General features: G+C 52.9%; 19 protein-coding genes, 2 tRNA genes and 2 pseudogenes. 6 read left to right on the top strand and 17 right to left on the bottom strand.

Features of this window, described 5'->3' with window-relative positions; all coding sequences use genetic code 11:
* Positions 1-271 precede the first annotated feature (271 nt).
* The 4 genes from CUN63_RS10885 to CUN63_RS10870 all read left to right on the top strand — a co-directional run bounded on the left by CUN63_RS10885 (position 272) and on the right by CUN63_RS10870 (position 6,309).
* On the top strand, positions 272-1,213 hold the full coding sequence (locus CUN63_RS10885) for a DUF1837 domain-containing protein (protein WP_129439314.1): 942 nt from the start codon (positions 272-274) through the stop codon (positions 1,211-1,213).
* A gap of 1 nt (position 1,214) precedes the next feature.
* Positions 1,215-3,830, top strand: a complete 2,616-nt coding sequence (locus tag CUN63_RS10880) for a DEAD/DEAH box helicase (RefSeq protein ID WP_129439312.1) — start codon at positions 1,215-1,217, stop codon at positions 3,828-3,830.
* 324 nt (positions 3,831-4,154) lie between these two features.
* On the top strand, positions 4,155-5,033 hold the full coding sequence (locus CUN63_RS10875) for a DNA-processing protein DprA (protein ID WP_256657692.1): 879 nt from the start codon (positions 4,155-4,157) through the stop codon (positions 5,031-5,033).
* Entirely contained in the window at positions 5,014-6,309 is a 1,296-nt protein-coding gene (locus CUN63_RS10870; protein WP_129439310.1) for an HAD family hydrolase, read from the top strand. The genes CUN63_RS10875 and CUN63_RS10870 overlap by 20 nt, the downstream gene beginning before the upstream one ends.
* Positions 6,310-6,346: 37 nt before the next feature.
* On the opposite strand, the gene CUN63_RS10865 is transcribed toward CUN63_RS10870, so the two are convergent.
* The 10 genes and pseudogenes from CUN63_RS10865 to CUN63_RS10815 form a co-directional block, all read right to left on the bottom strand.
* Positions 6,347-6,646 carry a hypothetical protein gene (locus CUN63_RS10865; protein ID WP_256657691.1) on the bottom strand — a complete coding sequence of 100 codons (300 nt, stop codon included), beginning with the start codon at positions 6,644-6,646 and terminating at the stop codon, positions 6,347-6,349.
* Between the two features lie 14 nt (positions 6,647-6,660).
* Entirely contained in the window at positions 6,661-7,641 is a 981-nt protein-coding gene (locus CUN63_RS10860) for an integrase domain-containing protein (RefSeq protein ID WP_129439306.1), read from the bottom strand.
* Between the two features lie 911 nt (positions 7,642-8,552).
* Positions 8,553-9,873: pseudogene (locus CUN63_RS10850) on the bottom strand (tyrosine-type recombinase/integrase).
* A 172-nt stretch (positions 9,874-10,045) separates the two neighbouring features.
* Positions 10,046-10,121: transfer RNA gene (locus CUN63_RS10845), tRNA-Thr, on the bottom strand.
* A gap of 129 nt (positions 10,122-10,250) precedes the next feature.
* On the bottom strand, positions 10,251-11,492 hold the full coding sequence (locus tag CUN63_RS10840) for a nucleoside deaminase (protein ID WP_129439302.1): 1,242 nt from the start codon (positions 11,490-11,492) through the stop codon (positions 10,251-10,253).
* Between the two features lie 299 nt (positions 11,493-11,791).
* On the bottom strand, positions 11,792-13,021 hold the full coding sequence (locus tag CUN63_RS10835; RefSeq protein WP_129439300.1) for a methyltransferase: 1,230 nt from the start codon (positions 13,019-13,021) through the stop codon (positions 11,792-11,794).
* Positions 13,002-13,691, bottom strand: a complete 690-nt coding sequence (locus CUN63_RS10830) for an ABC transporter permease (RefSeq protein WP_129439298.1) — start codon at positions 13,689-13,691, stop codon at positions 13,002-13,004. The genes CUN63_RS10835 and CUN63_RS10830 overlap by 20 nt, the downstream gene beginning before the upstream one ends.
* Positions 13,688-14,383, bottom strand: coding sequence for an ABC transporter permease (locus tag CUN63_RS10825; protein ID WP_129439296.1), 696 nt, complete (start codon positions 14,381-14,383; stop codon positions 13,688-13,690). Before CUN63_RS10825 ends, CUN63_RS10830 begins: the two co-directional genes overlap by 4 nt.
* A 78-nt stretch (positions 14,384-14,461) precedes the next feature.
* Positions 14,462-15,208 (bottom strand): ABC transporter substrate-binding protein, encoded by a 747-nt coding sequence (locus tag CUN63_RS10820; protein WP_056745507.1) that lies wholly within the window; start codon positions 15,206-15,208, stop codon positions 14,462-14,464.
* A gap of 13 nt (positions 15,209-15,221) precedes the next feature.
* Positions 15,222-15,995 carry an ABC transporter ATP-binding protein gene (locus CUN63_RS10815; RefSeq protein WP_007897462.1) on the bottom strand — a complete coding sequence of 258 codons (774 nt, stop codon included), beginning with the start codon at positions 15,993-15,995 and terminating at the stop codon, positions 15,222-15,224.
* 561 nt (positions 15,996-16,556) lie between these two features.
* On the opposite strand from CUN63_RS10815, the gene gabP reads away from it, so the two are divergent.
* Positions 16,557-17,948 carry a GABA permease gene (gene gabP, locus CUN63_RS10810; protein WP_129439294.1) on the top strand — a complete coding sequence of 464 codons (1,392 nt, stop codon included), beginning with the start codon at positions 16,557-16,559 and terminating at the stop codon, positions 17,946-17,948.
* A 237-nt stretch (positions 17,949-18,185) separates the two neighbouring features.
* On the opposite strand, the gene CUN63_RS10805 is transcribed toward gabP, so the two are convergent.
* The 4 genes and pseudogenes from CUN63_RS10805 to CUN63_RS10790 all read right to left on the bottom strand — a co-directional run.
* Positions 18,186-18,638 (bottom strand): hypothetical protein, encoded by a 453-nt coding sequence (locus tag CUN63_RS10805; RefSeq protein WP_129439292.1) that lies wholly within the window; start codon positions 18,636-18,638, stop codon positions 18,186-18,188.
* A 6-nt stretch (positions 18,639-18,644) separates the two neighbouring features.
* A complete protein-coding gene (locus CUN63_RS10800) occupies positions 18,645-19,061 on the bottom strand; it encodes a hypothetical protein (RefSeq protein WP_046045549.1) in 417 nt (138 codons plus the stop codon).
* A gap of 37 nt (positions 19,062-19,098) precedes the next feature.
* A complete protein-coding gene (locus tag CUN63_RS10795) occupies positions 19,099-20,073 on the bottom strand; it encodes an alpha/beta fold hydrolase (protein WP_129439290.1) in 975 nt (324 codons plus the stop codon).
* 80 nt (positions 20,074-20,153) lie between these two features.
* Positions 20,154-21,200, bottom strand: a pseudogene (locus tag CUN63_RS10790) (YhcG family protein); the annotation flags it as partial.
* A gap of 261 nt (positions 21,201-21,461) precedes the next feature.
* On the opposite strand from CUN63_RS10790, the gene CUN63_RS10785 reads away from it, so the two are divergent.
* Positions 21,462-21,911, top strand: coding sequence for a carboxypeptidase regulatory-like domain-containing protein (locus tag CUN63_RS10785; RefSeq protein ID WP_129439288.1), 450 nt, complete (start codon positions 21,462-21,464; stop codon positions 21,909-21,911).
* 263 nt (positions 21,912-22,174) lie between these two features.
* Here CUN63_RS10785 and CUN63_RS10780 read toward each other — a convergent pair whose 3' ends face one another.
* The 3 genes from CUN63_RS10780 to CUN63_RS10770 all read right to left on the bottom strand — a co-directional run bounded on the left by CUN63_RS10780 (position 22,175) and on the right by CUN63_RS10770 (position 24,521).
* Positions 22,175-22,966, bottom strand: coding sequence for a TSUP family transporter (locus CUN63_RS10780; protein ID WP_129439286.1), 792 nt, complete (start codon positions 22,964-22,966; stop codon positions 22,175-22,177).
* 72 nt (positions 22,967-23,038) lie between these two features.
* Positions 23,039-24,115 carry a hypothetical protein gene (locus CUN63_RS10775; RefSeq protein ID WP_129439284.1) on the bottom strand — a complete coding sequence of 359 codons (1,077 nt, stop codon included), beginning with the start codon at positions 24,113-24,115 and terminating at the stop codon, positions 23,039-23,041.
* A gap of 330 nt (positions 24,116-24,445) precedes the next feature.
* Positions 24,446-24,521, bottom strand: a tRNA-Phe gene (locus tag CUN63_RS10770).
* Between the last annotated feature and the right edge of the window lie 27 nt (positions 24,522-24,548).

The following is a 24,548-nucleotide window of genomic DNA, read 5'->3' as shown; positions in this document are numbered from 1 at the left end:
CAAACCCCGGAAACAACAAAGCCCTCGTATTTCTACGAGGGCTTTGTTTTGTATGGTGCGGCACCAGGAGTCGAATCTGAAATAAAGTTCTTTATAATCAATATGTTATTTAAGTTTGTTTTCAATTCTACCTCTTCATTTACCCTAAAGAGCTTTCTCAGCCTTACCCAAACTACCAGTGCCTACCTTCTCAAGAGTGGTGGCATAATGGCGTCACGAGCTAGACCACTCTTTGCGGTTTGATTTGTCGCGTTTGTTCAGGGAAGGAAAAATGGAAGATCTGAAGTCCGAAAAATGGGAAAAATACATATCAACGGACCTAAAATGGGTTGATAAGTTTTTTATCCAGCATCCATCTCAAGAGAAAATAAAGACGAAAGTTAGAGTCCTTTCAGTTAAGTTCTCTGGTACTGAACAAGAAACTTTAGCTCTTGTCGAGTATTTGGCTGACTCTATCAAGCACTTTATCTTTGGGCGTTCGGAAATTCAGAAATTTCAACTTGAGGGCGTTGAACCATTTAGACGAGCGGCGGCCCATTTTGGTAGTACTAATCCTGTGATGGATGGGAAGTACGGGGAATTGATGCTCTACATGTTGGTAGAGGCTGTTCTTAAAGCTCCGATGGTCTCTCATAAATTGAGGCTTCTGACCAATGTCAATGATCAAGTAAAAGGCGGTGATGGTGTATTTTTTGGCAAGTATGGTGATGAAATGTCAATCTTCATCGGAGAGTCAAAAATTCATCAGAGTTTTAGTAAGGCCACAGATAGTTCCTTGGAGTCCCTAGATAGGTTTCACCAAAATTACTCCTCTAGCGCCCTGTCGCATGAATTGTTTATCGCGCGTTCAAATATATCTGAAAATTTCTCGTTGGATCAGTTAGAGACAATTTACAATGCATTTTTGCCAGGGACGGATGAATATCAAAGCTGTATCAAAACTCACCCGGTTCTTCTTGTGTACGATGATGCAGGAATATCAAAAATTGAAGATGAATGCACAAGTAAAAGCCACGCGGAAAAACTTGTGGAGAAATGGATTTCTAAGAATGGGTTGAAGCTGTCTGAGTCTATTAATGGAAAGGTGGACGGCTATAAGAAGCTAAAAAAAGTTCATTTAGATTTTTTTCTTATTCCGATGTCAGATGTTGGAGGTTTTAAGAAGTCCTTGTACAAGGCAATTCATAATATAGAGTTCAAGGAAGAGAAATAATATGAGCCAGAGTACAAAGCTATCGGAGGATGCCTCTAAGCACCCGGGTTTCTGTTCAGTATATGATGCGCTTTTAGAAAGCCTATTTTTGAAAAAGAAAGGTATCAGCATTCCTGAGCACCTTTCGTTATCGGTAGAGCAGTTACGAAAAGCGACGTGGTTGGCATCAATAGTCGCAACAGGAAGCTCAGAGGCACTTAAAAATTTAGCTAATTCTTACGGGGCACTTCTATTTCTAAATGACCCAAGTAACGAAGTCTACCGTAAAGCTTGCTACATACTTCAATCTCGAACTGGAAATTTATTATCCAGCAAGCATGTTCCGAATATATTTAGCAACGGACAATATCAAAGTAATTTCAGCACGGTGCTTGATTTTGAGCTGTCGGCTAAGCGGAGTTATTTGACGCAGGAGTTTTTTGATAGCACCACTGCAACATTTACTGATTTCCAGCGGAAACTGTGGGATACATTGATAGCTGGACATAATACAGCTATATCGGCGCCGACCTCAGCGGGAAAGTCGTTTATTATTCAGAAGTATATAGTGGAGATGCTTCTGCAGAAGCCGTCCGTTGCTTTTTATATAGTTCCTACTAAAGCGTTGATTAACCAGGCTAGCTCCGAACTTAAGATCGCGCTGGGTGAGTCGGCTCACATCTATACTACATATAGAGAACTGGAAAAATTCGATAAATCAGTGGTGTTTGTACTTACTCCGGAACGCTGTATTAAGACCCTTCAAGATGAAATGTCTAAGCCTCCAAAAATTGTGTTTTTTGATGAGATTCACAATTTAGAAGATGCCAGCCGAGGTATCGTGTTCGAGAATGCGCTTTACCGAATGGTTACGAAGTGGCGCAATACTCAGTTTATGTTTGCAGGACCTTTCATTCATAATGTGGCAGACCCTATAAAAAAGGTTGCTAAGATTAAACTTGTTGAGGCAGCAACAATTTCTAGTCCTGTATTTCAGATCAAGGCTTCAATTACATTTAAGCCGAGGGAAAAAATAGCCAGCTACAGATTGTTTAGCCAGACCGGTAAGGTGATTGGAGGGGAGTTGAAGCTTAAAAAGTCTATATACTCTAAAGCAAAAAACAACCACGGCGAAGCAATTGCCGCGTTCATGGATAATATTGACAAGAATGATAGTTGTATTGTGTTTTCACCTAGTAAAAGCTCCGCAGAGAAGTGGGCTAATAAAATTGCTCCTATAGTTGGTATGTCTAATGCGTCGATTACCGAGGGAGCATCACAGGATATAAAAGACTTGCTCGAGTATTTGGCTGACGAAATTCATCCTGATTATTGTCTAATAAAAACTTTACGTCTTGGTGTCGGGTTTCACCATGCGGGACTCCCTGACATCGCTCGAATGGAAATCGAGGAGTTATATACAAATAATCACATCAAGAATTTGGTTTGTACCTCCACGTTGATTCAGGGAGTCAATCTTCCTGCAGATAAATTGATAGTTATAAATCCTAAGGTGGGAGCTACGGCACTTACTCAATTTGAGTTCATGAACCTCATTGGGCGTGCCGGGCGAGCTAGTACTAATCTTTATGGTGAGGTTTATTGTTTAGATATTATCGATGAAGAGTGGGCTTCTGGACGTATAACCGACAATAAGCAGAAAACAATACGTCCTTCGGTAGTGTCTGCATTAGAAGATAACTTTGAAAGAATTTATCAGCTTGTTGATAAGGAACGCTCTCATATTGTGGAGGTTGAGAATGGAGAAAAGCTTTATCCTACAGTTTCTTACATACGCCAACTCCATGCTGCTGATTCAGCGCATTATCAGCGCATACTTGAAAGTGCACAGATTCCCGATAAATACAGAGATGCTATCGCTAAAAAACTAGCGCCCGTTAGTTTGTCTCTATCAATTCCTTCTGAGCTGTTGCAAAGGAATCCATACATTGATCCATTGTTGCAAGATAAGCTTTATAAGCTAATTGTTGCTGAGCCACTGGAAGATTGGATTACCAAAAAATTTGCCGTCAGTCGTAAATCTAAGGGGGGAGTTGACAGTTCTGACGAGCCAACATTTTATTCACAGTTTGAATCTATAGCGCAGAAGCTGAATGATGTTTTTAATATTGAACACGAGATTAATTCGAATCGGTGGGGATCATATATATCGATTAGGCGTTTAGTCTATGATGCTTATTATTGGATGGCCGGTAAGTCTCATAGGTATTTTATCGAAAGAATTTTAAATGAGGCGGTCGGAGAAGATGAACAAGAAGATTCAAAGGTGGATAGTGCTGCGCGATTTGTTACTGATCATATAAGCAGAAATATTACATTTATTATGGTTAAGTATTTTTCTTTGTGGTCTGATATTGTTAGTCACACGCTTACGGAAGAGCAAAAAGAGGAAAACGCATACTCCTTAAGCTTACCTGCGATGATTGAACTTGGCAGTTTTGATCCTAAGGTTCTTGAGCTCATGTCGCTTGGTATTAACAGGAGTATTGCGCTCAGGTTGCGAAAAATGATTCCTAGTGAGGTCGTTGACCTTGAGGAGTGGGTGAAAAGAGCGCCACTTCGTGGATTACCTCTATTGTTTTCTAGGTATCTGAAGCGTAGTGGGTACCGAACCTAATGCTATGGGCTAACCCATAATCGCCCTTTTTGCGAGCTTATGCCGCGGTTTAAAGGAAAGGTTTTGATCTATGAAAACCTTTGAGCTGCGGAGTGATGGCCTGTTGGGCGACCGCGATTACAAGCCGCTCACCGTTCAGCGACGAGTTGCTGAGCGCGGTTCAGAGTGGCTGCACGGCTGACGCCATGTTATACCAACGTATAACTTCCTATCGTGCCTATAATGGTGTTAATGTGCCATCATCTATGGAGCTGCACCATTGGTCTTTCGATTGGAGCAAAACCCGGATTGTCCGGTGATCATTGGTTTGTTAAGGATTTTACTGTGTATCTCGAAAATCTCGACTCCTCTGACTTGAGAACGGCATGGATTCATGCGGTGCTCGCACTTTCAAAAAAAATCACCATTGGCAGTGCGAAGGGAAATGATGATTTTCGTAAAATGCTTGAGCAAGCGGGCTCGGTTGAAAATTTATATAATGATATATTTGCTCTTGTTGCAGTAGATGAAGATATAGCAAAGAAAGTGTATGCGAAGCTTATTAAGTTTTCTGGGGTTTTTAAAGCTGTAACTATTTTTGATTCTATATATCCAATTAAACTTGGCGCGCATCCAGGTACTCCACCTATAGTTTACACGTTGGGCGATATTTCTCTCCTTGATGTCGAAAAGTCAATAGCTTTTGTAGGGACTAGGGAGTTAGTAAATTCTAATCATATTGATCACGGAACACGTGTGATTAAAAGATTATTGAGCTCCGGAATTGACGCGATAGTTAGTGGCTTGGCTTCCGGCTCAGATACTCTGGGACATAAAGCAGCGATTCGCTTTGGAGGCCGAACTATCGCGGTATTAGGTACGCCACTCGATATGTTTTACCCGAAAGAAAATCGAGAGCTTCAATCGCAAATTGCAGAAAGCGATCTATTGGTTAGTGAATACCCTATAGGCGTAGGTTCATTTGGATCATATTTTGCGAATCGAAATAGAACTACTGTCGCTTTATCTACTGACGGAGTTGTTGTCGCTCGCGCCGGTGATAAAAGCGGCACCCAATATGCTATTAGAATTTGTTTAGAGCAAAATAAGCAACTTTATGTGCTTGAGAATAACATTCACGAAAGCACATACAGTTGGGTTTTAAAATATAAGGATAGAATTAAGGTTATAAGGGAGAATTTTGATGCGGGTACTACTTCTTGATTTGGATCTTACACTTGTAAATACCAGTGACTGCCAGGCTTATATGCGGTCAAGTGCTGGGAGGCAGGCGGTTTTAGAAGAAATAGCAAGTGGCAGAATTAGCTTGCCAGTTTATGATACCCGGCTTCCTGCGTATATTAATGCGCTTGCTGAGACTCCGAACCTCGCAGTGGCAATCGTCTCCGATTCTCCTGCTGAATATTGCGCTCATGTGTTACGACAAACGGGCTACAATATTGATAATCGGTTGATTTTCGGATCACAATCGAAGCCCATCACCAATATACTTGACCTTAGAACGCAAATCTCGGCACTTTTTGCCTTTGCGGATATTGAGTTATTAGTTGTTGGGGACAGTCCTAAAGACATATATATGGCTCACGCTTTAGGCGTACCTTCAATCTTGGCTGCATGGGGTTCTCGACATGATATTGATGTGGTAACTCGATGGTCAAGGCCTACGGTTGTTGCCCGGACGTTTGAAGAGCTTCAGAGTCATATAACGAATTTTTTAAATGGCCATATGTCCCATGCGACTTATGCATTTGATTCTGACTACCATACTATAGATATAAATGTTGTTGAACGAATCCACGTGCCCCCCGAAAATATTGGACACGGCCAGGAATATGTTCCAGACAGAACACAGTACCGTAATAATACCGATAGATATGCGTCATTAGATCTTCGATCTATCGTCAAGCGCGCAAAAGATTTGCCTATCAGCCACCATAACGCCAAGCGTGGAGTTCCGTCATTTGGTGTTAATGGTCTTTATCAAACAGCGCCGTTAATGAGTAAGGCAGGACATTATAAAAGAAGTTTCGTCGAGTGGTGCCGTTCGAGGAATATACAAGGGAAGATTTTACTTGTGCCGGTGCCTTCATCAGTACCAAGGGAATGCAATCTTACATACACTATGGACTTGATTTGTGATTGGTGGAAACTTTGGATTAACGGAAACGAAGCCGGGTTGAATATCGAGGTGTGTAGCTCTTTCGAACGTTTTTGGCCGAGATCGCCTTCGCACTTGACCGGCGGCAGAAGGGACATGGACGATCATTTTGATACTCTCGGAATATTCAACGGTACGGATTCAATTGACGATGTTAATCACGTTGTTATTGTTGACGATGTTGTGACTTCCGGATCGCATATAGATGCGATGGCAACATTTATACGAGCGGTTGGACTTGTTCCAACTACGGCAGTTATTCACGGTTATGCGCTATACAGAACTGTCCATCCTGAGGCTGTTGATCTAGGCGATTTTTAATGGATGTTTGATAGGTTTTCTTTAGTAGATCCAGCTTCTAGGGGGCTGGATTTTTTTGCGTATTGCTCGGAGATATTGTTTTTAATTTTATGCGCCAATTTCTTTCAAGTCGTTTGATAATTAGCTTCATTGTTAGCCCATAGTGGTAGCGGGTATAATTGCTATGGTTTTTTAGTTTTTCGTTTATAAACCAAGTTAAGTGTTTTTTCTTCCATCTCCATGGGTTGCACTCTGTCCAGTGTTTGTTTATTTCTTGCTGGATAATCGCTGCTTGACGAACATGACGCTTCTTCGTTGCGTTCGCCCCTGACATTATGCCCGCCAAAAAAAGCTCCATATCGAAAGGCTCCCTCATGCTCGACCACCAATATAAGCTGATACTACTTCTATGCGACCGTGCCCCAACTCATAGCTGATTTTCACTCGGGCCTCCTGATCGAGGTATCGGTCAAGTTGGTAGCAATGGCCATCGTTGATAGGCGCGGGATGCTGTGTGATTTGCTCATAGCGTTCGCATGCAAAGGCCGCCCGTAATTCATGAAAGCCTTTGAGGTTCTGCTGATGGAGGAGGTCCCGTGCGGCGCGGACGATATCCCGTTGGAAATCGAGGTAGCTTTCGTTCGGCGCAAGCAGGTTGTGGCTGCCGTCGGGCGAGACCTGTTTGGCGAATCTCAGCGCTTCGCGAATATGATCATCTACCGTGATCCAGCGAGGTGCCGACGCGCCGGATCGGCCCCCTTTGGTGCCATCCTGGATGTTGATCTTGCCGTAGTGTTCGGCTTCGCGTTTTAGGCGCGGAAGGTCGGCTAAGATGGCCTCGCGTAAGCGCATGCCGGTAGCTCGGGCCAACTGCACGATGGCAGCCGCACGCGGCAGTTGGTGTTCGTAAAGCGCCTCGAGGATCCGCTTAACTTGTTCACGATCCTGGCCTTGCGCGGCTGCTGTGCGGACGGTTGTGCGCTGCAGTCCTAAAGCCTTGCTCGGACTCGGCACCTTCACATACTGATCACCGCGAAGCGCGGCCATGGTTCGGTTCACGCTGCACAATCGGTTTTGCGCAGTGGCTATGGCGAGCTCACCTTGTTCAACTTGCTGACGCAGATGTTCGACATAGTCCAACAAGGTCTGCCGATCAATCTGCCGCGCATCGTTGAACCCTGGCCCATCCTCCGACCGACACCACTGCACAAATGCCAGCCAGCGATCACTGTGCGCTTTGACCGTGCCGTAATGCCCACCGCCAAACAAGTCGCGGAGCGCCTGCGGGCCGGCATAACTCAGTTGTCGGCCATAGCCAAAATTGCGTCCGTTGCGTCTACCTACCAGTGTCATGATTAAACTCCTCTCAAAGCTAAACCTTTGAAACCATCCCCACGTCATCCCGCCAAGAATGCTGAGTGTTATCAGGGATCAAGGCCCCTGCGACCTGTGAGGGTTGTCCACTAACGCGGGACTGACGGCTCTTTACGATCAGGAGCTTGGGCATCTCATGATCTGGCCTCCTGAGCACTTCCGAGGAAGTGGGCGGGTGAAGGCTGCACTGGCTGACGAGACTAGCGCCGCGAGATCCTGAGTCGGATGAAGGCAGTGATGCGATGATCGGGGCATACCTGACTGTCAGTCAGGTGCAGCCCATTCCGTGGGCTGCGGCACCGTCTTCTGCATCGCTGTTGCTGGTGACGTTGGTGTTTGTCACGCCGATTGTCACGAAGGAGAATGCCGCAACGCCTTGTACGAGTTGGGCTGCAGCAGCGGTAGGAGCGCCCGTCTCTTTCCGGGAGAAAGAGACGGGCGTAGGTTGGCGCAAGGAAATGGCCAAGCGAATAGGTTGCTGCAGGGCAGCTATGAAAGGGGATGAGTTGCCGCAGTGGGCACACTGATAAAAGTAGGCATCCATCACATCACTGTGACCGTGCGAGCCGCCGGACGCTAATCGCACTTTGGGAGAACCACCACGGTGTGGCGTAGCCTTAAAGGTTCTGGCTACCTGGGTTGCTGTCAACGACAGCGCTTTGCCTGATCTTTTCTACGCCTGTGGATAATTCGGGTCAAGGCTCGAATTTTCGGGAGTTCTGCGGCTGTGGATGAAATTATCCACCGGTGGAAATCAGTGGTTTTCCACAGACAGTTGCGTGGGCTTTAGATTTTTTAAGTGAGGTCCATCCAAACAGGGCGGCTTTGCAGCCCTGTTTGGATGGACCCGCGTGGACAAGCGGATCACTGAGATATAAAAGACCGAGCGCTTACTCAGTTGCGCCACGTTTTGCTTTTAAGCGAGTGACGTTTAGTCCGGTCTGGTTCGCGAATTCGTGGGGGGTGACATGCTCCTGTCGATTCGTCTCAAGGTACCGGCTCCACCAGTTCATGATCAATCTGCGCTCCTCAATGAATTCGGCCTTGTGGATGTAAGCAGCGCGGACGTTGTTGCGTTCTTTGTGGCTCATCTGCCGTTCAATGGCTGTCTCCGACCACAATCCTGACTCGATCAGTGCGCTGCAGGCCATCGAGCGGAAGCCATGGCCACAGATTTCGGTTTTGGTGTCGTAACCCATATTTCGAAGCGCGCTGTTCACCGTGTTTTCAGACATCGGTTTCGACGGGTTGGCATCGCCTGCAAATACCAGGTCGAATTCGCCGGTGAGGGTGCGGATCTGTTCAAGCAGGGTTACGGCTTGCGGCGATAAGGGTACAAGGTGGATGTCCCCGGCCATCTTAGTACCTCTTGTTGAAAAGGGTACTCCGTCCAGCGCGGGTCGAGTGTCCGGTATCTCCCAGGTGCCGCGCTTGAGGTCGAACTCGCTCCAGCGGGCGAAGCGCAGTTCGCTGGAGCGGACAAACACATGTAGCGAGAGCATGACTGTCAGCCGAGTCAGCGTTCGTCCTTTGTAGGTGTCGATGCGCTCCTGCAATTCAGGCAGGCGCGATAAGGGTAAAGCTGGGCGGTGAACTACCCTCGGCGCTTTGATCAAACCTTCAAGGTCGGAGGCAGGGTTTGCCGCGATCTGCCGAGCACGTTTCGCCTCGCGCATGATGCTTTGCAGGTAGTTTTGTACCCTTAATGCGACGTCAATCGTGCCGCGTTTCTGGATCGCTTCCAGAGGTTGCATCAAGTCATGAGTGTCTAGGTCGACAATAGCGCGATCACCGATTAGTGGAAAAACATGGGTTTTGAGACGGCTGAGGACAGTCTTGGCATGGCCCGGAGCCCATTTGGCAGACATCGCTTTGTGCCAGTCCAAGGCTGCGCTCTCAAAGGTTCGGCCTCGGATTGTGGCTTGCGTCTTGGCCTGGTGTTTGGACTCGATGGGCGATCCCTTCCGCCAGCATCCGCTTGACCTCCAGGCGCTTCTTGCGCGCATCGGCGAGGCCGATCATGGGGTAGTTGCCGAACGAGGTCAGTCCTTCACGACCATCAGGTTTTACATACCTGAAACGCCAGCCTTTGCGGCCATTGGGTTGGACCAAAAGGTAGAGGCCGTCGCCGTCGAAAAGCTTGTAGACGCGGTCGGTGGGCTTGGCTGAACGGCAAGCCGAATCGGAGAGTGGGGCAGTGGTGCGCGACATAAGGGTACTCCTCCCTTTATCGAATGACCTTACCCCTATCTTTATCCTTAAAACGGCTGGTATCCATAAGATTTTGGCGGAATCCGACGGAACGCCAAAACGAAAAAACCCGCCATAAGGCGGGTTTTTCGGGGGTTTCAGAGATTTTGAAAGCCTTCTCTGGAACCTTGGATGGTGCCGGCACCAGGAGTCGAACCCGGGACCTACTGATTACAAGTCAGTTGCTCTACCAACTGAGCTATACCGGCGTGTTGGGCGACGATTATAGCGATTGGGTTGGTTCTGTAAACCCCTGAATTCAGACTATTTTTGCGCAGGCGTCAGGCCGGCCCCGGGGACGCTTCTGCGGGGCCGGCCAAGGCGATTGCTTTAAAGCATTACACGCCGTTTTTAACCGCTTGAATCAAGTCCTGACTCAGCACCTGCGCGGGAGCCACTTGCACGCTTTGCGTGTAGAACGGCGGCAGGTTTTGGGCCAGTGTCGACAGCGCTTGTGCGGTGGTGTTGCCCGGCAGCAGCACGTATTGGAGGTTGGACGGATAGCTCTGGGGCACGGGGCCTTCCATGGTCGAACCGTACGCGCCGAAGGTCATCACGGCCTGCGGGGTGGTGGGGTCGGGTGCGTAGAGGAAGACGAAGGTGCCGTACTTCGGATGCGTCAGGTATTGCTCGGCCTGGGCGCGAACCGTCGGGTCGGGGTCGTTCATCAGGGTCCAGCGCATGACCGCGTAGTTGCGGGTGGTTTCCATGAACGCTGTACGAATCGGCGACTGGTTCTCGACGCCTCCCAGGCACACCAGCAGGTTGCCGAATGGATCGATGAGGGCCACCGAGTTGAACACCGGGCTGTGCTGTGCGGTTTGTAACAGTGGCGGGGCGAGTTCTGCGCCGGGGTCGCGTGGGTTGGCCGATTGCACGGTCAGCGCAAACGGGCTGAGCGCAGTCAGTGCCTGGCGGACTTTGCTGTTGGCCGGAAGGTTTGCCGGGTTTTGCAGTTGATCCGGTGGCAAACCGCTGTTGTTGCTGGCCTCGCGTACGGTGTTGACGCTGGCGGAGAAGATCGAGCTGGTGAGGAAGTAAGCCGCCGAGTCGATGGTCTGGCCGCCGAACACCGGGCTGGTCGAACCCTGATAGGCCCGGCTGACAGGCGCCGCAATCGCGTAATAACCCCAGGTGTCCTGCGCCTGTTGGCGGATCTGCGGTGGCAGCGACGGAAAGGTGAACTGACTGTTGTAGTTGATGCCTGCATAGTCATCGATCGCACTGACGGCGACGTTAAATCCTGCAGTCAGCAGCGAACCGGCGCACATGGCGCATGGGTCCAGGGTGGTGACGACGGTCAACTGATTGGGCGGTGGCAAGTTCAATGGCGCGACGTTTTCGTAGTACCAGTCCACCAATTGCCGCTCGCCGTGGGCGGTCGGATCATGAGGTAGAAAGTACGTGGTGCCACTGCCGGGGAAAGGCATCAGCACGTTGTTGTGCAGCGCGGCGATGACCTCGCCCGTTGCGTTGTTGATGATGGCGCCACCCACCGCGAAGGTTTGCTGCAGCGCAGCATCAATGGCTTGGTTGGCGACGGTATCGACGGCTTCCTGTGCACTGTTCAATGTGCTCATGTTTTTTCCCAGCTCCTTGCTGTTTGAACGCCAGGCAATTCTGGCGTTTGGCAAAGATAGTTCAGGTTTCGCAGGTCGTTTATGTTGTTTTGGATGAACGCTTATGCACAACGGGATCTGTACCGCACCTGCTTAGAGGCAAATTTGTGGAGCCGTTCTCATTTGATCGCAAATGCCTGTTTTTCCGATTTTTTTACAGGTGTACGAAAATTGAACAGTTGTGTTTCAGCCCCGAAACAGCCGTATATATTGGATCCACGATAATTTCATCCCCAGAGTTATCCACAGGCTGAGGCGCTTTAAGGGCGCTCAGCCAGGATCAGGAAATTACGCGGTGTAAGTGGGGTTTCGCAGAAGGTGCCGAGGCGAACGGCATAACCCTGCTCGGAGAGGAAAAGTGCCCGATCGAGTACCAGCCAAAGCTCCAACGGGCGTCGGAAAAGTCCGCGCAGTAGCTCGAGATTGCGCACTTCGGCCAATCGCTGCCAACCGACGGCTTCAAGTGCTGACCAATCCTGCGGGCCGATTGTGGATAACTCTTTAAGCGCGGCCAAATGATGGCAGTAATCAGCGAAGGATTTATCCAGCCAGGCACTGGGCAGGGAAGGGGTGGGCAGGTATTCGTCTATGCCACGCAGTTGCCGCTGCAGCAGGTCGAAGGCCAGGCGTCGGGCCATGGAGGTGTCACGTTGACGTCGGACGCGAGCACCAGCGGTGACGGTTTCGCTCATCGGTAGCGAAAGATCATCGAGGGACAGCTGTAGGTCGGAGCGCTTGGCTGACGAGGAAAGCGTCTGGTACTCGCTCACACTGATCCGGCTGTAGCAGCAAGGGGCAATGGCCAGTTGCTTGCAACCGGTGGCGCTGGCGAGCTGCATCAGCCGCACATGCAGATCACCGCAGGCATGCAGCGCTACCGGCGTGTGGTCAGCCTTCAAGAAAGAGGCGGCATCCGCAGCGAGTACATCTTGCTCGACATGCAACGCATGCAATTGATGACGCTGGCTGAGTGCCTGACCGCTGGCGACCAGCGCCGGGTCGTATTCCAGGCAGGTCAGCTGTTGCTCGGCTGTCAGCAACCGTCGTCCCAAGTGGCCTTTGCCCGAGCACCAGTCCAGCCAATGGCTCGGTGCATCAGCAAACTGCAAGCGACTGGCGAAGGCTTCGATTTGCTGCCACTTGCGCCCCGGCACATCGACATTCAGTCGATGACCCGCCGTTTCAAGCGTATGCGCTGGCAACTCCTCCACAGCGATCAACTCAAGGGACATCGCCGCCAATGAGGCAAACGGCTCCGGTGCGTCCAAAAGAGCTGGGTTGTTATGAGCGTGTTCCGCGTCCTCCAGCGATCGCCCTCGTAGCCAGGTTGCCAACTCGGGGTAGGACGCTTCCCAGGGAAGCTGCTGATGTGTAAACGGCCGAGGCTTCCACAGCGCCTGATGCTCGATCAGAAAAGCATCCAGCGCCGTGAAACGGGTGAGTAAGGCCTCACCCGTCAGCACGCAGAAATCAACGCCCCTGGCAGGCATCGACGCGCAGCCAGCGCTCCAGCAGCTTGAAGCCGCGAACCAGCACGTAAGCCATCAACAGATAGAACATGCCCGCCGCGAAGAAGATCTCCACCGGCAGGTAGGTCCGGGCAATGATGGTGCGGGCCATGCCGGTCAGTTCCAGCAGGGTCACGGTGCTGGCCAGGGCGCTGGCCTTGAGCATCAGGATGACTTCGTTGCTGTAGGCCGGCAGCCCGATGCGCGCTGCGCGGGGCAGGATAATGTAGAACATCGCTTTGGCTCGGGACATGCCCAGCGCCCGGGCAGCTTCAATCTCGCCCTTTGGAATCGCCTGAATCGAGCCGCGCAGGATTTCGGCGATGTAGGCCGCGGTGTGTAAGGTCATGGTTGCGGTAGCGCACCAGAACGGATTGCGCAGGTACGGCCACATCGAGCTGTTACGGATCGCATCGAACTGCGCCAGGCCGTAGTAGACCAGGAACAGTTGAACCAGCAACGGCGTGCCACGGAAAAAGAAGATGTAGCCGTAGGGAAATGCCCGCACGTACCAGAGTCGCGACGAGCGTGCGATGCCCAGTGGAATTGCCAGCAGCAAACCGGCGATCACGGCGATGGCCACCAGTTCCAGGGTCAGCGTCGCGCCCTGAGCCAGTTTCGGCAGCCACTTGATGATGACGTCCCAGTTCATTGGGTGCTCCTCGCGAAGCCGCGAGCGGCGCGTTTTTCCATGAAGTGCATGCCGGTCATGGCGAGAATCGTCAGGCCCAGGTACATGAATGCGGCCACCATATAAAAGGTGAACGGCTGCTTGGACACGGTCACGCCGATTTGCGCGTGACGCATGATTTCTTCCAGGCCGATGACCGATACCAGCGCGGTGTCTTTCATCAGGATCATGAACAAGTTACCCAGACCGGGCAGGGCGATGCGCCACATCTGCGGCATGATCAGTTTGGTGAAGATACGGAATTTCGACAGACCCAACGCCACACCCGCTTCGCGGTGACCTTTGGGGATGGCCAAAATTGCACCACGGAACACTTCCGTGGCGTAGGCGCCGAAGCACAGTCCCAGTGCAATTACGCCGGCGGCGAAAGCATTGAGTTCGAGGTCGGGGTTGCCGAAGAACTCGCCCAAGGCACGCATCAAGTTGACCGTGCCGAAGTAGATCAACAGCACCCAGAGCAATTCAGGGATGCCGCGAACCAGTGTCGAATAAGTGCCGCCAAGCCATTGCAACGGCTTGTACGGGGAAGTCTTGGCCAAGGCGCCGAGCAAACCGAGCACCAGCCCCAGGCACAAGGCCGAGAGTGCCAGTTTCACAGTCATCAGCGCGCCAGCGGCGAGCGCCGGGCCGAATCCGTAGAGATCTATAGTCATGGATTTCTTTTCAAATCGCGGCAGGCAATGCCAGGGACTGGCGCCGTCAAAAAGCGGCGCCAGTCAGGCAAGTCAGAATCAATAGATGCTGAACGGGAAGTACTTGTCGTTGATCTTTTTGTAGGTGCCATCAGCGACGATTTCTTTCAGTGCGGTGTTCAGCTTCGTACGAATCTCATCGCCTTTACGTACAGCGATACCGATCTTGTCGCTTTCTTCCACCGGGTCGCCTTTGAACTCATAAGAACGGCCGGCGTCGCTTTTCAGCCACTCGTAGTTGACGTACTTGTCCGCCAGGATGCCGTCCAGACGACCGGAAGTCAGGTCGAGGTAGGCGTTTTCCTGGGTGTCGTAGAGTTTGACTTCAACGCCTTCCATGTTGTCTTCCAGCCAGGTACCAGCGAGGGTCGCACGTTGTGCACCGATCACTTTGCCTTGCAGGGAATCCTTGTCGGTTTTGAAGTCGACGTCTTTCTTGGCGATGAATTGCAGCTTGTTGGAGTAGTACGGGTCGGTGAAGTCCACCGCTTGCTTGCGCTCGTCGGTGATCGACATCGAGGAGATCAGGAAATCGAATTTCTTGGCGTTCAGGGCCGGGATGATGCCGTCCCAGTCGGACGTGACCACGGTGCATTCGACTTTCATCTTGGCGCACAGGGCGTCGCCGATTTCTTTGTCGAAGCCGACGACATTGCCACTGGCATCTTTGTTGTTGAACGGCGGGTAGGCCGCTTCGATGCCCATCTTCAAGGTCTCGGCGGCAGCACCGGCGCTGAAGGCGAGGGTGACGGCAGCCGCCAGGAAGATTTTTTTGTAGTTCTGCATGTGGGTAGCTCCGTTAGCGGTTGCTGGACATGAATTGTTTGCAGCGCGCCGAAAGCGGGTTTTCGAACACCTGCTGTGGCGATCCTTGCTCTTCTACCAGGCCCTGGTGGAGGAACACCACCTCGCTGGACACCTGACGGGCGAAGCCCATTTCGTGGGTGACCAGCAGCATGGTGCGGCCTTCTTCGGCCAATGCGCGGATGACATTAAGTACTTCCTGGACCATTTCCGGGTCAAGGGCGGAGGTTGGCTCGTCGAACAGGATCACCTTGGGTTGCATCGCCAACGTGCGGGCAATGGCCGCGCGTTGTTGCTGACCGCCGGAGAGTTGCGCGGGGTAGGCGTGGCGCTTGTCAGCAATGCCGACCTTGGCCAGCAAGGCTTCGGCGACTTCGATGGCTTCGGCTTTGCTCTGACCGAGTACGCGGCGCGGCGCTTCGATGATGTTGTCGAGCACGCTCATGTGCGGCCAGAGATTAAAGTTTTGAAACACAAAACCGATCTCGCTGCGCAGGCGATTGATCTGCTTGCCATCGGCTGCGACCAGTTCGCCGTTCTTGGCGGCTTTGAGCTTGAGTTCTTCGCCGGCCACCAGGATCTGGCCCTGATGAGGGTTTTCCAACAGGTTGATGCAACGAAGGAAGGTGGACTTGCCGGAACCGGAAGAACCCAGGATCGAGATCACGTCGCCGTCGCGGGCGGTCAGCGAGATGCCTTTGAGCACCTCAAGCTGTCCGTAGCGTTTGTGCAAGTTGCGGATTTCAAGCGCGGGCGTGGCCTCAGCCATGTGCGTTCCTCATAAGTATTTCGCTCCTGCTATTGGCGGCCTTCCTGGCGAGGCGGCCAAGCTAGCATAGCGTCTGAATGGCAGCCAACAGCGCTACGGGCGGTAAACGGGTTGCCTGTGGCAGGTTGTCGCATCGGCACAGCAGACTGTCGCGCTGCTATCAACCGAACAGCCGTTTGAACCCTGCCTGTCGATAAAAAGGCTGGGGCTGTTCCAAAAAAGGGCGCGATGTTGCCAGCTTTGGCGGGGGGTTGGAAGCGCTAACCGGCCAAACGTTCCTGATCTGCACTTTTATTGTGCGTCGGGCATTTTCCGGGTGTGTTTTCGGTGTGCGAATTCGTTCTCAAAGTGAGTCGCAGGGTAACGCTCTGGCAAAGTGCCATTAATTTCAATGGGTTGCGATGACTGTCCGGTCTGGATGAGATCGCCGTGGTAGACGGCTTTGAAACATTTTGGCGCAATTATTGCGTACAGAATCCAGAACGCCCCGTTGGTTTCTTTTTACGAGAAAGAATTCAGGCGGGATGCACGCATTCGCTTTTCCTTACAAAGGTAGTTTCAATGAGCAGTACCCCAAGCTCCAATGGCCTCGAACAGGGGCTCAAACCGCGTCATGTGACCATGCTGTCGATTGCCGGGGTAATCGGCGCCGGCTTGTTCGTAGGCTCGGGTCACGCCATCGCAGCCGCAGGCCCGGCCGTGCTGTTGGCCTACGCCGCCGCCGGTATGCTGGTGGTGCTGGTGATGCGCATGCTCGGCGAAATGGCTGTGGCTTCGCCGGACACAGGCTCCTTCTCGACGTATGCCGATCGCGCGATCGGTCACTGGGCCGGTTTCACCATCGGCTGGCTCTACTGGTGGTTCTGGGTGTTGGTGATTCCGCTGGAAGCCAACGCCGCCGCGACCATCCTGCACGCCTGGTTCCCGAATGTGGCGATCTGGGCCTTCACGTTGATCATCACTTTGCTGCTGACGGTGACAAACCTGTTCAGCGTGAAGAACTACGGTGAATTCGAATTCTGGTTCGCCCTGGTCAAAGTCGTGGCGATCATCGGTTTCATTGGCCTCGGCATTCTGGCGATCTTCGGCTTCCTGCCGAACAGCCAGGTCAGCGGCGTTTCGCATCTGTTCGACACCCAAGGCTTCCTGCCAAACGGCATGGGCGCAGTGCTGGGCGCGATCCTGACCACCATGTTTTCCTTCATGGGCACTGAGATCGTGACCATTGCGGCCGCGGAATCGAAGAACCCTGGCCAGCAAATCTCCAAGGCCACCAACTCGGTGATCTGGCGGATTGGCTTGTTCTACCTCGTGTCGATCTTCATTGTTGTGGCCCTGGTGCCATGGAACGACCCGATTCTGGCCAGCGTCGGTTCCTACCAGACTGTACTGGAACGCATGGGCATCCCGAATGCCAAGCTGATCGTCGACATCGTGGTGCTGGTTGCTGTGACCAGCTGCCTGAACTCGGCGCTCTACACTGCATCGCGCATGATGTTCTCCCTGGGCAAGCGCGGTGATGCACCGGCCGTTTCCCAGCGCACCAACAAGAGCGGCACGCCGTACTGGGCCGTCATGTTGTCCACCGGTGCTGCGTTCATCGCGGTTTTCGCCAACTACGTGGCCCCGGCCGCCGTGTTCGAGTTCCTGCTGGCCAGCTCCGGCGCTATCGCTCTGCTGGTGTACTTGGTGATCGCGATTTCGCAACTGCGTATGCGCAAGCAGCGTATGGCACGTGGCGAGAAAATCGCTTTTAGCATGTGGCTGTTCCCGGCCCTGACCTACGCGGTGATCATATTCATCGTTGCGGCCCTGACCATCATGCTTTTCCAGGAAGCGCATCGCGTGGAGATCCTCGCGACCGGTCTGCTGAGTTTGCTGGTGGTGGCTGCCGGTTTGTTTGTGGCTCGCCGTCGCAAGCTGCAGAAGATGGGTGCGGTGGTGCTGAGCTGATTCGTACCGCATAACGCAAAACGGCCGCTGTCAGTGATGACAAGCGGCCGTTTTTGTTTCTTCCTGGTAGCGCACACCATGTAGCAGCTGGCGAAGCCTGCGTTCGGCTGCGAAGCAGTCGTGAAGTCAGACAATGCGGTCCTTCAGAATTACCTCGTGCGCAGGTTTTACGACTGCTTCGCAGCCGAACGCAGGCTTCGCCAGCTGCTACAGATTGCGTTATGGCTTGACCGGTGTTTACTCAGCCTTTTCTTCCAGCGCATCCAGCGACTCGCGATAGCTGTCGAGCGCCGTGCCAAAGTCGGTGATGAACTGCGGATCTGTCAGCCAGGCCTGGGCGGTGTCGCGGTCCATGCCGTCGGCCCACATGCGGTAGTCGATCAGCATGTCGGCGGCCAGGTGAGTGGCGGCCATGGCTTCGTTGTCGGCGTTTTCCATGTCCAGCAGTTCTGGATGGTCGCTGATGATGTCGGCGAGGTTCGACAGCAGGGACAGCAGCATATCGTTACGGCTGGTGGCTTCTGCGTCGCGCATTTTGCTGAACATCGCCAGGGTGTATTCCGGGATCGGCTCGCCGATTTCCCCCAGATCATCGTCCAGTGCGGCGGGTTTTCTGCCGTGAATATTGATTTGCTTGGCTTTGATCTTGGCGCGTTTGGCGCGTTTCTGTTGCTTGTTCAGGGAGGCCATGGGAACTCAGTTCGGTTTCTGTTGGTTTTGGGCCGCGATAGCTTCGGAAGCTGCCACGTAATCAATCTGGAAGGCCGGGGATTCGATCCAGGCCAGGGCACTGGCTTCGTCCGCTTCGGTGGACCATTGGCGGTATTCGATCAGCGCAGCGATGATGAAGTCTGTCGCTGTTTCTTCGCCTTCCTGCTCCAGCACCAACGCGAGCAGCGGGTGTTCAAGAAAGGCCGCGCACATAGCTTGTTGGCTGATCTTTTGCGCGTCGATCATCTCTTTGAACAGCTCGGTCAAATCCACCGATTCGAAGTCGATACGATCATCGTTCGGGTCCAGCTCGACCGGCGCGGCGGCCCGTTGGGTGCGGTTCTGCTTGGCCTTGGCTTTGGCGCGTGTGGCGCGTTTGTTCTGCTTGTTGGCGGATGCCATGGGCGTCGTTCCGTATTCCGTTGAGTGGGCGCATCAGTCAGTTGCGTGGCACTAGCCGCCCGGGTGTGTTGGGGGTCAGTTCGCCGGTCTGCAGCCAGGACAGTGCAATGGGCCATAGTGTGGCTTGGTATGCGCTACGAAAAAAGGCGAAATGTCCGACTTCTTTTTCGCCGATGTCTTCGGGGGCGATTCGCAAGTGGGCGTTCGTGCTGTTGGTGAAGTAACCGAGCAGCCGTTCGATGGCCGGAATCGTGCCGTAAGGATCGTCGCTGAGGCTGATGGCCAGGTTTTGTGCGGTGACGGATGAGAAGGGCAGTCGCCCGGTTTTTGCGTGAAGGACGCGACCGCTGGGGCGTTTCTCGTAGTGCGCGGTGGGCATGCTCCAGTCGCGAACCACGCCGGCGGGGGTGTCCTCTAGCCAGCCGAGACGTTTGCCGGGGAAGTAGCCGCAAAGCAATGTCATCAACGGCATCACCAGATGCCACTTGCCGAACATCCGCCAGCGATGGGAGGGCGCGTAATCGCGCCAGTAAGCGAATTGCGCACCGACGGTCACCAGACGTCGAATTATATGCCCGGAAGCTCCCAGGCCCGCTGCACAGCCTCCAAAGCTGTGACCGACGACGTCGATGGGTTGCCCGGGAAATTCACGTTGAGCGCGCTTGAGCATCGCCTCAAAGTCCAGCGTGCCCCAATCTGACCATGAAGCCCGAAGCCCTTTCAGCGACGCCGGCCGTGATTCGCCGATGCCACGGTAGTCGTAAGTGATCACGTCGAAGCCGTTGGCGAACAGGTAATCGGCGAAGCGCGAGTAGTGGCGACAGCGGACTGAGGTGGCGGCGTTAATGATCACCACAGGACGGGTCGAGTCTTGATGCGCATGCCGCCAGGTGAAGCCGCCAAGGATGAAACCGTCGGCGGCGGGTTCCTTGAAAGAGTCACCAGGTGTGCCGGTGGGTAACGGCAATTCAAGTTGCGTCGGGGCCAGTGAGGGCATGTCCTGTAAATTCATCGGCTTTGAACCTTTGCGGTTAGCCAGTCACCATAGTCTTCACGCCGTTTATGAACAATCCACCCGTGCTTATCGGGCCTTTGCTTGAGTAACCGCTCCTCAAGCACCGCCCACTCCCGATCCAGTTCTGTGCGAAGTTCCTCCTCGCTCGGCAGTATCAGTCTGTATGTACTGGCGAACAGTTGTTCGTTGCCTTGCAGTACTGAATAGCGCACCACCGATTCATCTTTTTGCGCGCAGAGAATGAGGCCGACGGTGGGGCCATCCGCCGGTCCGCGCTTGAGGTCGTCGTAAATGCGCACGTACATGTCCATCTGGCCGACATCCTGGTGGGTCAGTACGCCGCGCTTGAGGTCGAAGATGACGAAGCACTTGAGCAGGTAGTTGTAGAACACCAGATCGATGTAGAAGTCTTTGCTTTCGGTACTGATGCGTTGCTGGCGAGCGATGAAGGCGAAGCCTTTGCCCAATTCGAGCAGGAAGCCCTGGAGTTGATTGATCAATGCTTGTTCAAGTTCACTTTCCTGGATCAAGCCTGCATTGGGCAGGCCGAGAAACTCCAGTAGCACTGGGTCCCGGATGAAATCCCGAGGGCTGGCGTTCATTTGCTGGATGTTGGTGGCGGCTTCCTGTTTGACGGCAGCCCGGTCGCGGCTCGCCAGCAAGCGTTCGTAATAGAGGGTATTGATCTGGCGCTCGAGGGCGCGACTTGACCAGTTCTGCAGGGCTGATTCGTTCATGTACCAATGGCGAGCGTGGTCGTTATCGACGCGCAGCAGCCTGCGATAGTGGGTCCAGCTCAATTCGGAACGCACTGCGTTCCAAATTGGAAAGGTCTGATAAAAATCACGCATGTGTCGCAGATTGCGTTCGTCAAAGCCCTTTCCGAACTCTGCTGTAAGCCTTTTCGCCAGCGTCGACAGCAACTGCTTGCCATAACCCGCTCGCCGGGCCCCCTCCTGCTCGAACTCCACAATATGCCGCCCGATCTGCCAGCAGGTTTGCACCTGGACGGTATCGACCGCACGTAGCACCTTCTGCCGCGCCTGACGGATCAGTTCGCCAAGATTGCCAAGCAGTGAGGTGAGTTGTGGGTCTTGGGTGTTATCGGGCTTGAGTGCGCTCATGAGGTCTTCCGCTGCTGGATGAACAGGCAGAAGAGGATTGCAGGGGGAGGTTGGTCAGCGATGCCGGGCGCGGCTGGTAAACCGGAAGGAAAATCCGACTGGTTTTGCGGGATCACGCCGACGGCAATCCGCGCTTGAGGAATACAACGTGTAGGCCGATTCGCAGTGAACCCAAGTACTAATTAATCTAAAACTTGGCCAATCAGCAGGAAATCTAACAGGGGAAACGATTGGGTTCTGCGGAGCCCGGGAGCCGCCACCATGAAGTACCTCCATTCACTCCTGTTGCCCATCGCCGCTGTCGGCGTATTGATGTTTCCCGTCATGTTGAGCGCTGCCAGCCTTGAGCCCGTCGACAGCTCGGGCGTGCAAGTCCAGCCGCAACAGCAAGGCGGGATTAGTTACCTGTCCGGGGGGATTGGCGAGGATGAGTCGAAGGCCATTCAGCAAGCCACGGGCTACAACCTGCACATGACATTCTCCATAGGGCCGGAGAACAAGTACGTTCCAGATGTTGATGTGGTTGTGCAGAAAACCCCGGGGCAGACCGTGCTGACGCTCAGCCAGGCTGGCCCGTTGGTTTACGTTCAGCTGCCTGCTGGCAAGTACACCGTTGTCGCGACCCGCAATGGTGAGGAGCGACGTGAAACAACCGATGTCGGAAGCGGCACTGCTCGCAATCTGGTCTTCCATTGGAATGGTGACGAATAGCTAAGGATGGGCGAGAGAGAAGTGTCGCGAGCAAGGCAGAGAAAAAGCGCCTGATCAAATTGCAGTCATAAAAAAACCTGAATCTTGAGATTCAGGGTTTTCGGTATTTGGTTCCAGAGACGAAATCGAACCACCGGCACGGGGATTTGACAGCGCGCGACCTTCAAGTTGATAGCCCTCTAAAGTCTATAAAAAGTAATGCGCAGGGCGGGTCGGCTGCGATCAAAGTTGAAAGCAAGAACTGGTCGGCGCCGCACCGGTAATCATAACGAAGCTAATGAATTGAGGACCGCGACGCGCAAAGGATTGGTTTCTACGCTTAGCAGCTTGATGGCCAATGCGCAGCAGACAACGATCAACATGGGTTTAATCAACCGTGGTCCGACCCGAACAGCAGCCCGTGCGCCCAGTTGAGCGCCGATAAAGGCCGCCAAAGCCATGGCTATGGCAATCGGCCAGATAATCACACCTTTGGTAATGAAGACCGACAGAGAACCCAGGTTGCATGAGGCGTTGGCAAGTTTGGTAAAACTCATGGCCCGCATCATGCCCAAGCCGCAAAGAAGTACAAACCCGACAATAAAGAAAGAGCCTACACCGGGGCCAAATATACCGTCGTAAAAGCCCAGGATCGGCGCCACGGTAAACGAAAAAAGCAGAATTCCGATTCTCTTGCGTCGATCTTCATTGGCCAGCTTTGGAGAGAGCGCAAAATAGATCGCCACCAGAATCAGCATAATAGGCACGCAAACTTCCAGATAGCGCTTATCCACTGAGCTGACCAGCAAGGCACCACTGGCGCCGCCAATAAATCCGCAGATAACCAGGAAACGGCCCTCGCGCCACTCGATCATTCCTTTGCGTGCAAAGGTTGCAGTGGCCGAAATAGTTGCCGACGCGGCCTGGAACTTGTTCGTTGCAATTGCACTGACCGGATCTAAGCCTGCCAGAAACAAAGCAGGCAAGGTGATCAAGCCGCCACCACCGGCAATCGCATCAAAAAAACCGGCGCAAAAAGCGACGAGCGCCAACATGCCAATGACATCCCAAGACATTACATTCCCTCTTTATCGTTATTGGCCAGTCATCAAATGACGGGTCGTTCAACGGCCTGAATACTTGAAAAATCAGCCCTGCAGCAGTAACGGGTCCTCTGAAATAACGAGAGGGGAAGAAAATTTTGAAAGTCCGAAAATGCGAACCAGGACTCGTCTGTTGTCTTTGATGACATCGCGACAGTGCAAAGCCCGGATGTTATTGATGGCCATGGCCGACTCCTGGGTCAGTGTGTATTCAACCGGGGTTGCCTCGCCCACACCCCGGCAAAGGGCGGTGTAAGCCGTTTTGACAAAGGTCGAGACGTTGTCATTGACCGAAAAGCGATACGAGTTAAAGCGGGCTGCGAACCCGACCTTGTCGTCGAACTCCAGAATCGAAACGTTGCGGCCATCTTCCCCTTTGCCACTGACAAAGGAGTCACTACGAGTGAACTGGAAGTTATCCGTGGTCAGTGCGAGGCAGTTGGTGACGCCAATTTTTTCGAGTATGGGAGGTAGTGGAATGATCCGAGTAGGTTCCAGGCTCGGGTTCCACAAGGCGGAAAGTATGAGCGACGACGGAGAGGGCGAGTGCCCGTCTTTCGCGTTCACGGCGCACCAGTAAGGCGCCTCGGTATGCGGACCAAGTGCGAGGCCGGAATGGGAACTCAGTTCTTTGATTTCCGTCTCGGCATTGATTTTGATGAGCCCGCCACCCTTGAAGTTGGCCACCAATCGAACCAGTTTTCCTTCGTTGTCCATGTCATAGGCAAAGGCACTGTTATCCACCAGTTTCAACAAGATCTGATTACGGGCGGCCAGGCAAAGGACGTCGTATCGATTTTCCAGGGATGTCAGGTCTGGCAGTTCATTTGGAGGGCTGACATCGGTGATTTTTTGCAGGCCTTCAAAGATCAACACGGAAACAAGACCGTCGGAGTAGGCACCCAGCAGTTCGCATTGGTCTTTCGAAAACGAGGACTTTAATTCGGTGGTTGCCAGAGAGGCTTTGGACTTGGCTCCTGATGCCTGTGGCCCGCCGATGGCGGCCAGTTCTTCGGCGAATTTGTGAAGCAATGTTGACTGCCGAGTATCAAAGCTGAAAGTCCTGATTTCTTGTTCAGTAAGCTCAGCGGTTTCGACGTCCGGTTTAATAGCGTCAATCATTGTCTACATCCCTGTTGTGTATCTGCTCCCGGTTATGCGGCAGCTCCTGTTCCGATTCTGCCCAATCCGATGATCAGCGTATGTCATCCATTTCCGCTAAAGCATATGGAGCGTTCCGACAGGCCCGAGAGACTATCAAGAAGGGCCGATCACCAATGCCTGACGCTTGTCGGGACTCGGCCTCGGCAAGCGTTACAGGCGCGTGCTTGCGTCGACAGGGGGTGGGGAATTGATGCTTCGTCCGGCGCTTCGATAGTGGCTGGAACAGTGCCTCATCAAATCCCAGACATAAAAAAACCCTGAATCTTGCGATTCAGGGTTTTCGGTATTTGGTGCCCAGAGACGGAATCGAACCGCCGACACGGGGATTTTCAATCCCCTGCTCTACCGACTGAGCTATCTGGGCAACGGGGCGCATTAAACTGGTTTTTCA

Origin of the sequence: Pseudomonas sp. ACM7 (assembly GCF_004136015.1) — a bacterium.
GTDB lineage: Bacteria > Pseudomonadota > Gammaproteobacteria > Pseudomonadales > Pseudomonadaceae > Aquipseudomonas > Aquipseudomonas frigoris.
The sequence above is the reverse complement of the archived record's forward strand: the minus strand, read 5'-3'. Positions and strand labels throughout refer to the sequence as shown.

Bases quoted from the DNA above. Each gene is read 5' to 3' on its own strand.
- CUN63_RS10885 (WP_129439314.1), top strand. From the start codon at position 272: ATGGAAGATCTGAAGTCCGAAAAATGGGAAAAATACATATCAACGGAC.
- CUN63_RS10880 (WP_129439312.1), top strand. From the start codon at position 1,215: ATGAGCCAGAGTACAAAGCTATCGGAGGATGCCTCTAAGCACCCGGGT.
- CUN63_RS10870 (WP_129439310.1), top strand. From the start codon at position 5,014: ATGCGGGTACTACTTCTTGATTTGGATCTTACACTTGTAAATACCAGT.
- CUN63_RS10865 (WP_256657691.1), bottom strand. From the start codon at position 6,646: ATGGAGCTTTTTTTGGCGGGCATAATGTCAGGGGCGAACGCAACGAAG.
- CUN63_RS10860 (WP_129439306.1), bottom strand. From the start codon at position 7,641: ATGACACTGGTAGGTAGACGCAACGGACGCAATTTTGGCTATGGCCGA.
- CUN63_RS10840 (WP_129439302.1), bottom strand. From the start codon at position 11,492: ATGAGCACATTGAACAGTGCACAGGAAGCCGTCGATACCGTCGCCAAC.
- CUN63_RS10835 (WP_129439300.1), bottom strand. From the start codon at position 13,021: ATGCCTGCCAGGGGCGTTGATTTCTGCGTGCTGACGGGTGAGGCCTTA.
- CUN63_RS10830 (WP_129439298.1), bottom strand. From the start codon at position 13,691: ATGAACTGGGACGTCATCATCAAGTGGCTGCCGAAACTGGCTCAGGGC.
- CUN63_RS10825 (WP_129439296.1), bottom strand. From the start codon at position 14,383: ATGACTATAGATCTCTACGGATTCGGCCCGGCGCTCGCCGCTGGCGCG.
- CUN63_RS10820 (WP_056745507.1), bottom strand. From the start codon at position 15,208: ATGCAGAACTACAAAAAAATCTTCCTGGCGGCTGCCGTCACCCTCGCC.
- CUN63_RS10815 (WP_007897462.1), bottom strand. From the start codon at position 15,995: ATGGCTGAGGCCACGCCCGCGCTTGAAATCCGCAACTTGCACAAACGC.
- gabP (WP_129439294.1), top strand. From the start codon at position 16,557: ATGAGCAGTACCCCAAGCTCCAATGGCCTCGAACAGGGGCTCAAACCG.
- CUN63_RS10805 (WP_129439292.1), bottom strand. From the start codon at position 18,638: ATGGCCTCCCTGAACAAGCAACAGAAACGCGCCAAACGCGCCAAGATC.
- CUN63_RS10800 (WP_046045549.1), bottom strand. From the start codon at position 19,061: ATGGCATCCGCCAACAAGCAGAACAAACGCGCCACACGCGCCAAAGCC.
- CUN63_RS10795 (WP_129439290.1), bottom strand. From the start codon at position 20,073: ATGAATTTACAGGACATGCCCTCACTGGCCCCGACGCAACTTGAATTG.
- CUN63_RS10785 (WP_129439288.1), top strand. From the start codon at position 21,462: ATGAAGTACCTCCATTCACTCCTGTTGCCCATCGCCGCTGTCGGCGTA.
- CUN63_RS10780 (WP_129439286.1), bottom strand. From the start codon at position 22,966: ATGTCTTGGGATGTCATTGGCATGTTGGCGCTCGTCGCTTTTTGCGCC.
- CUN63_RS10775 (WP_129439284.1), bottom strand. From the start codon at position 24,115: ATGATTGACGCTATTAAACCGGACGTCGAAACCGCTGAGCTTACTGAA.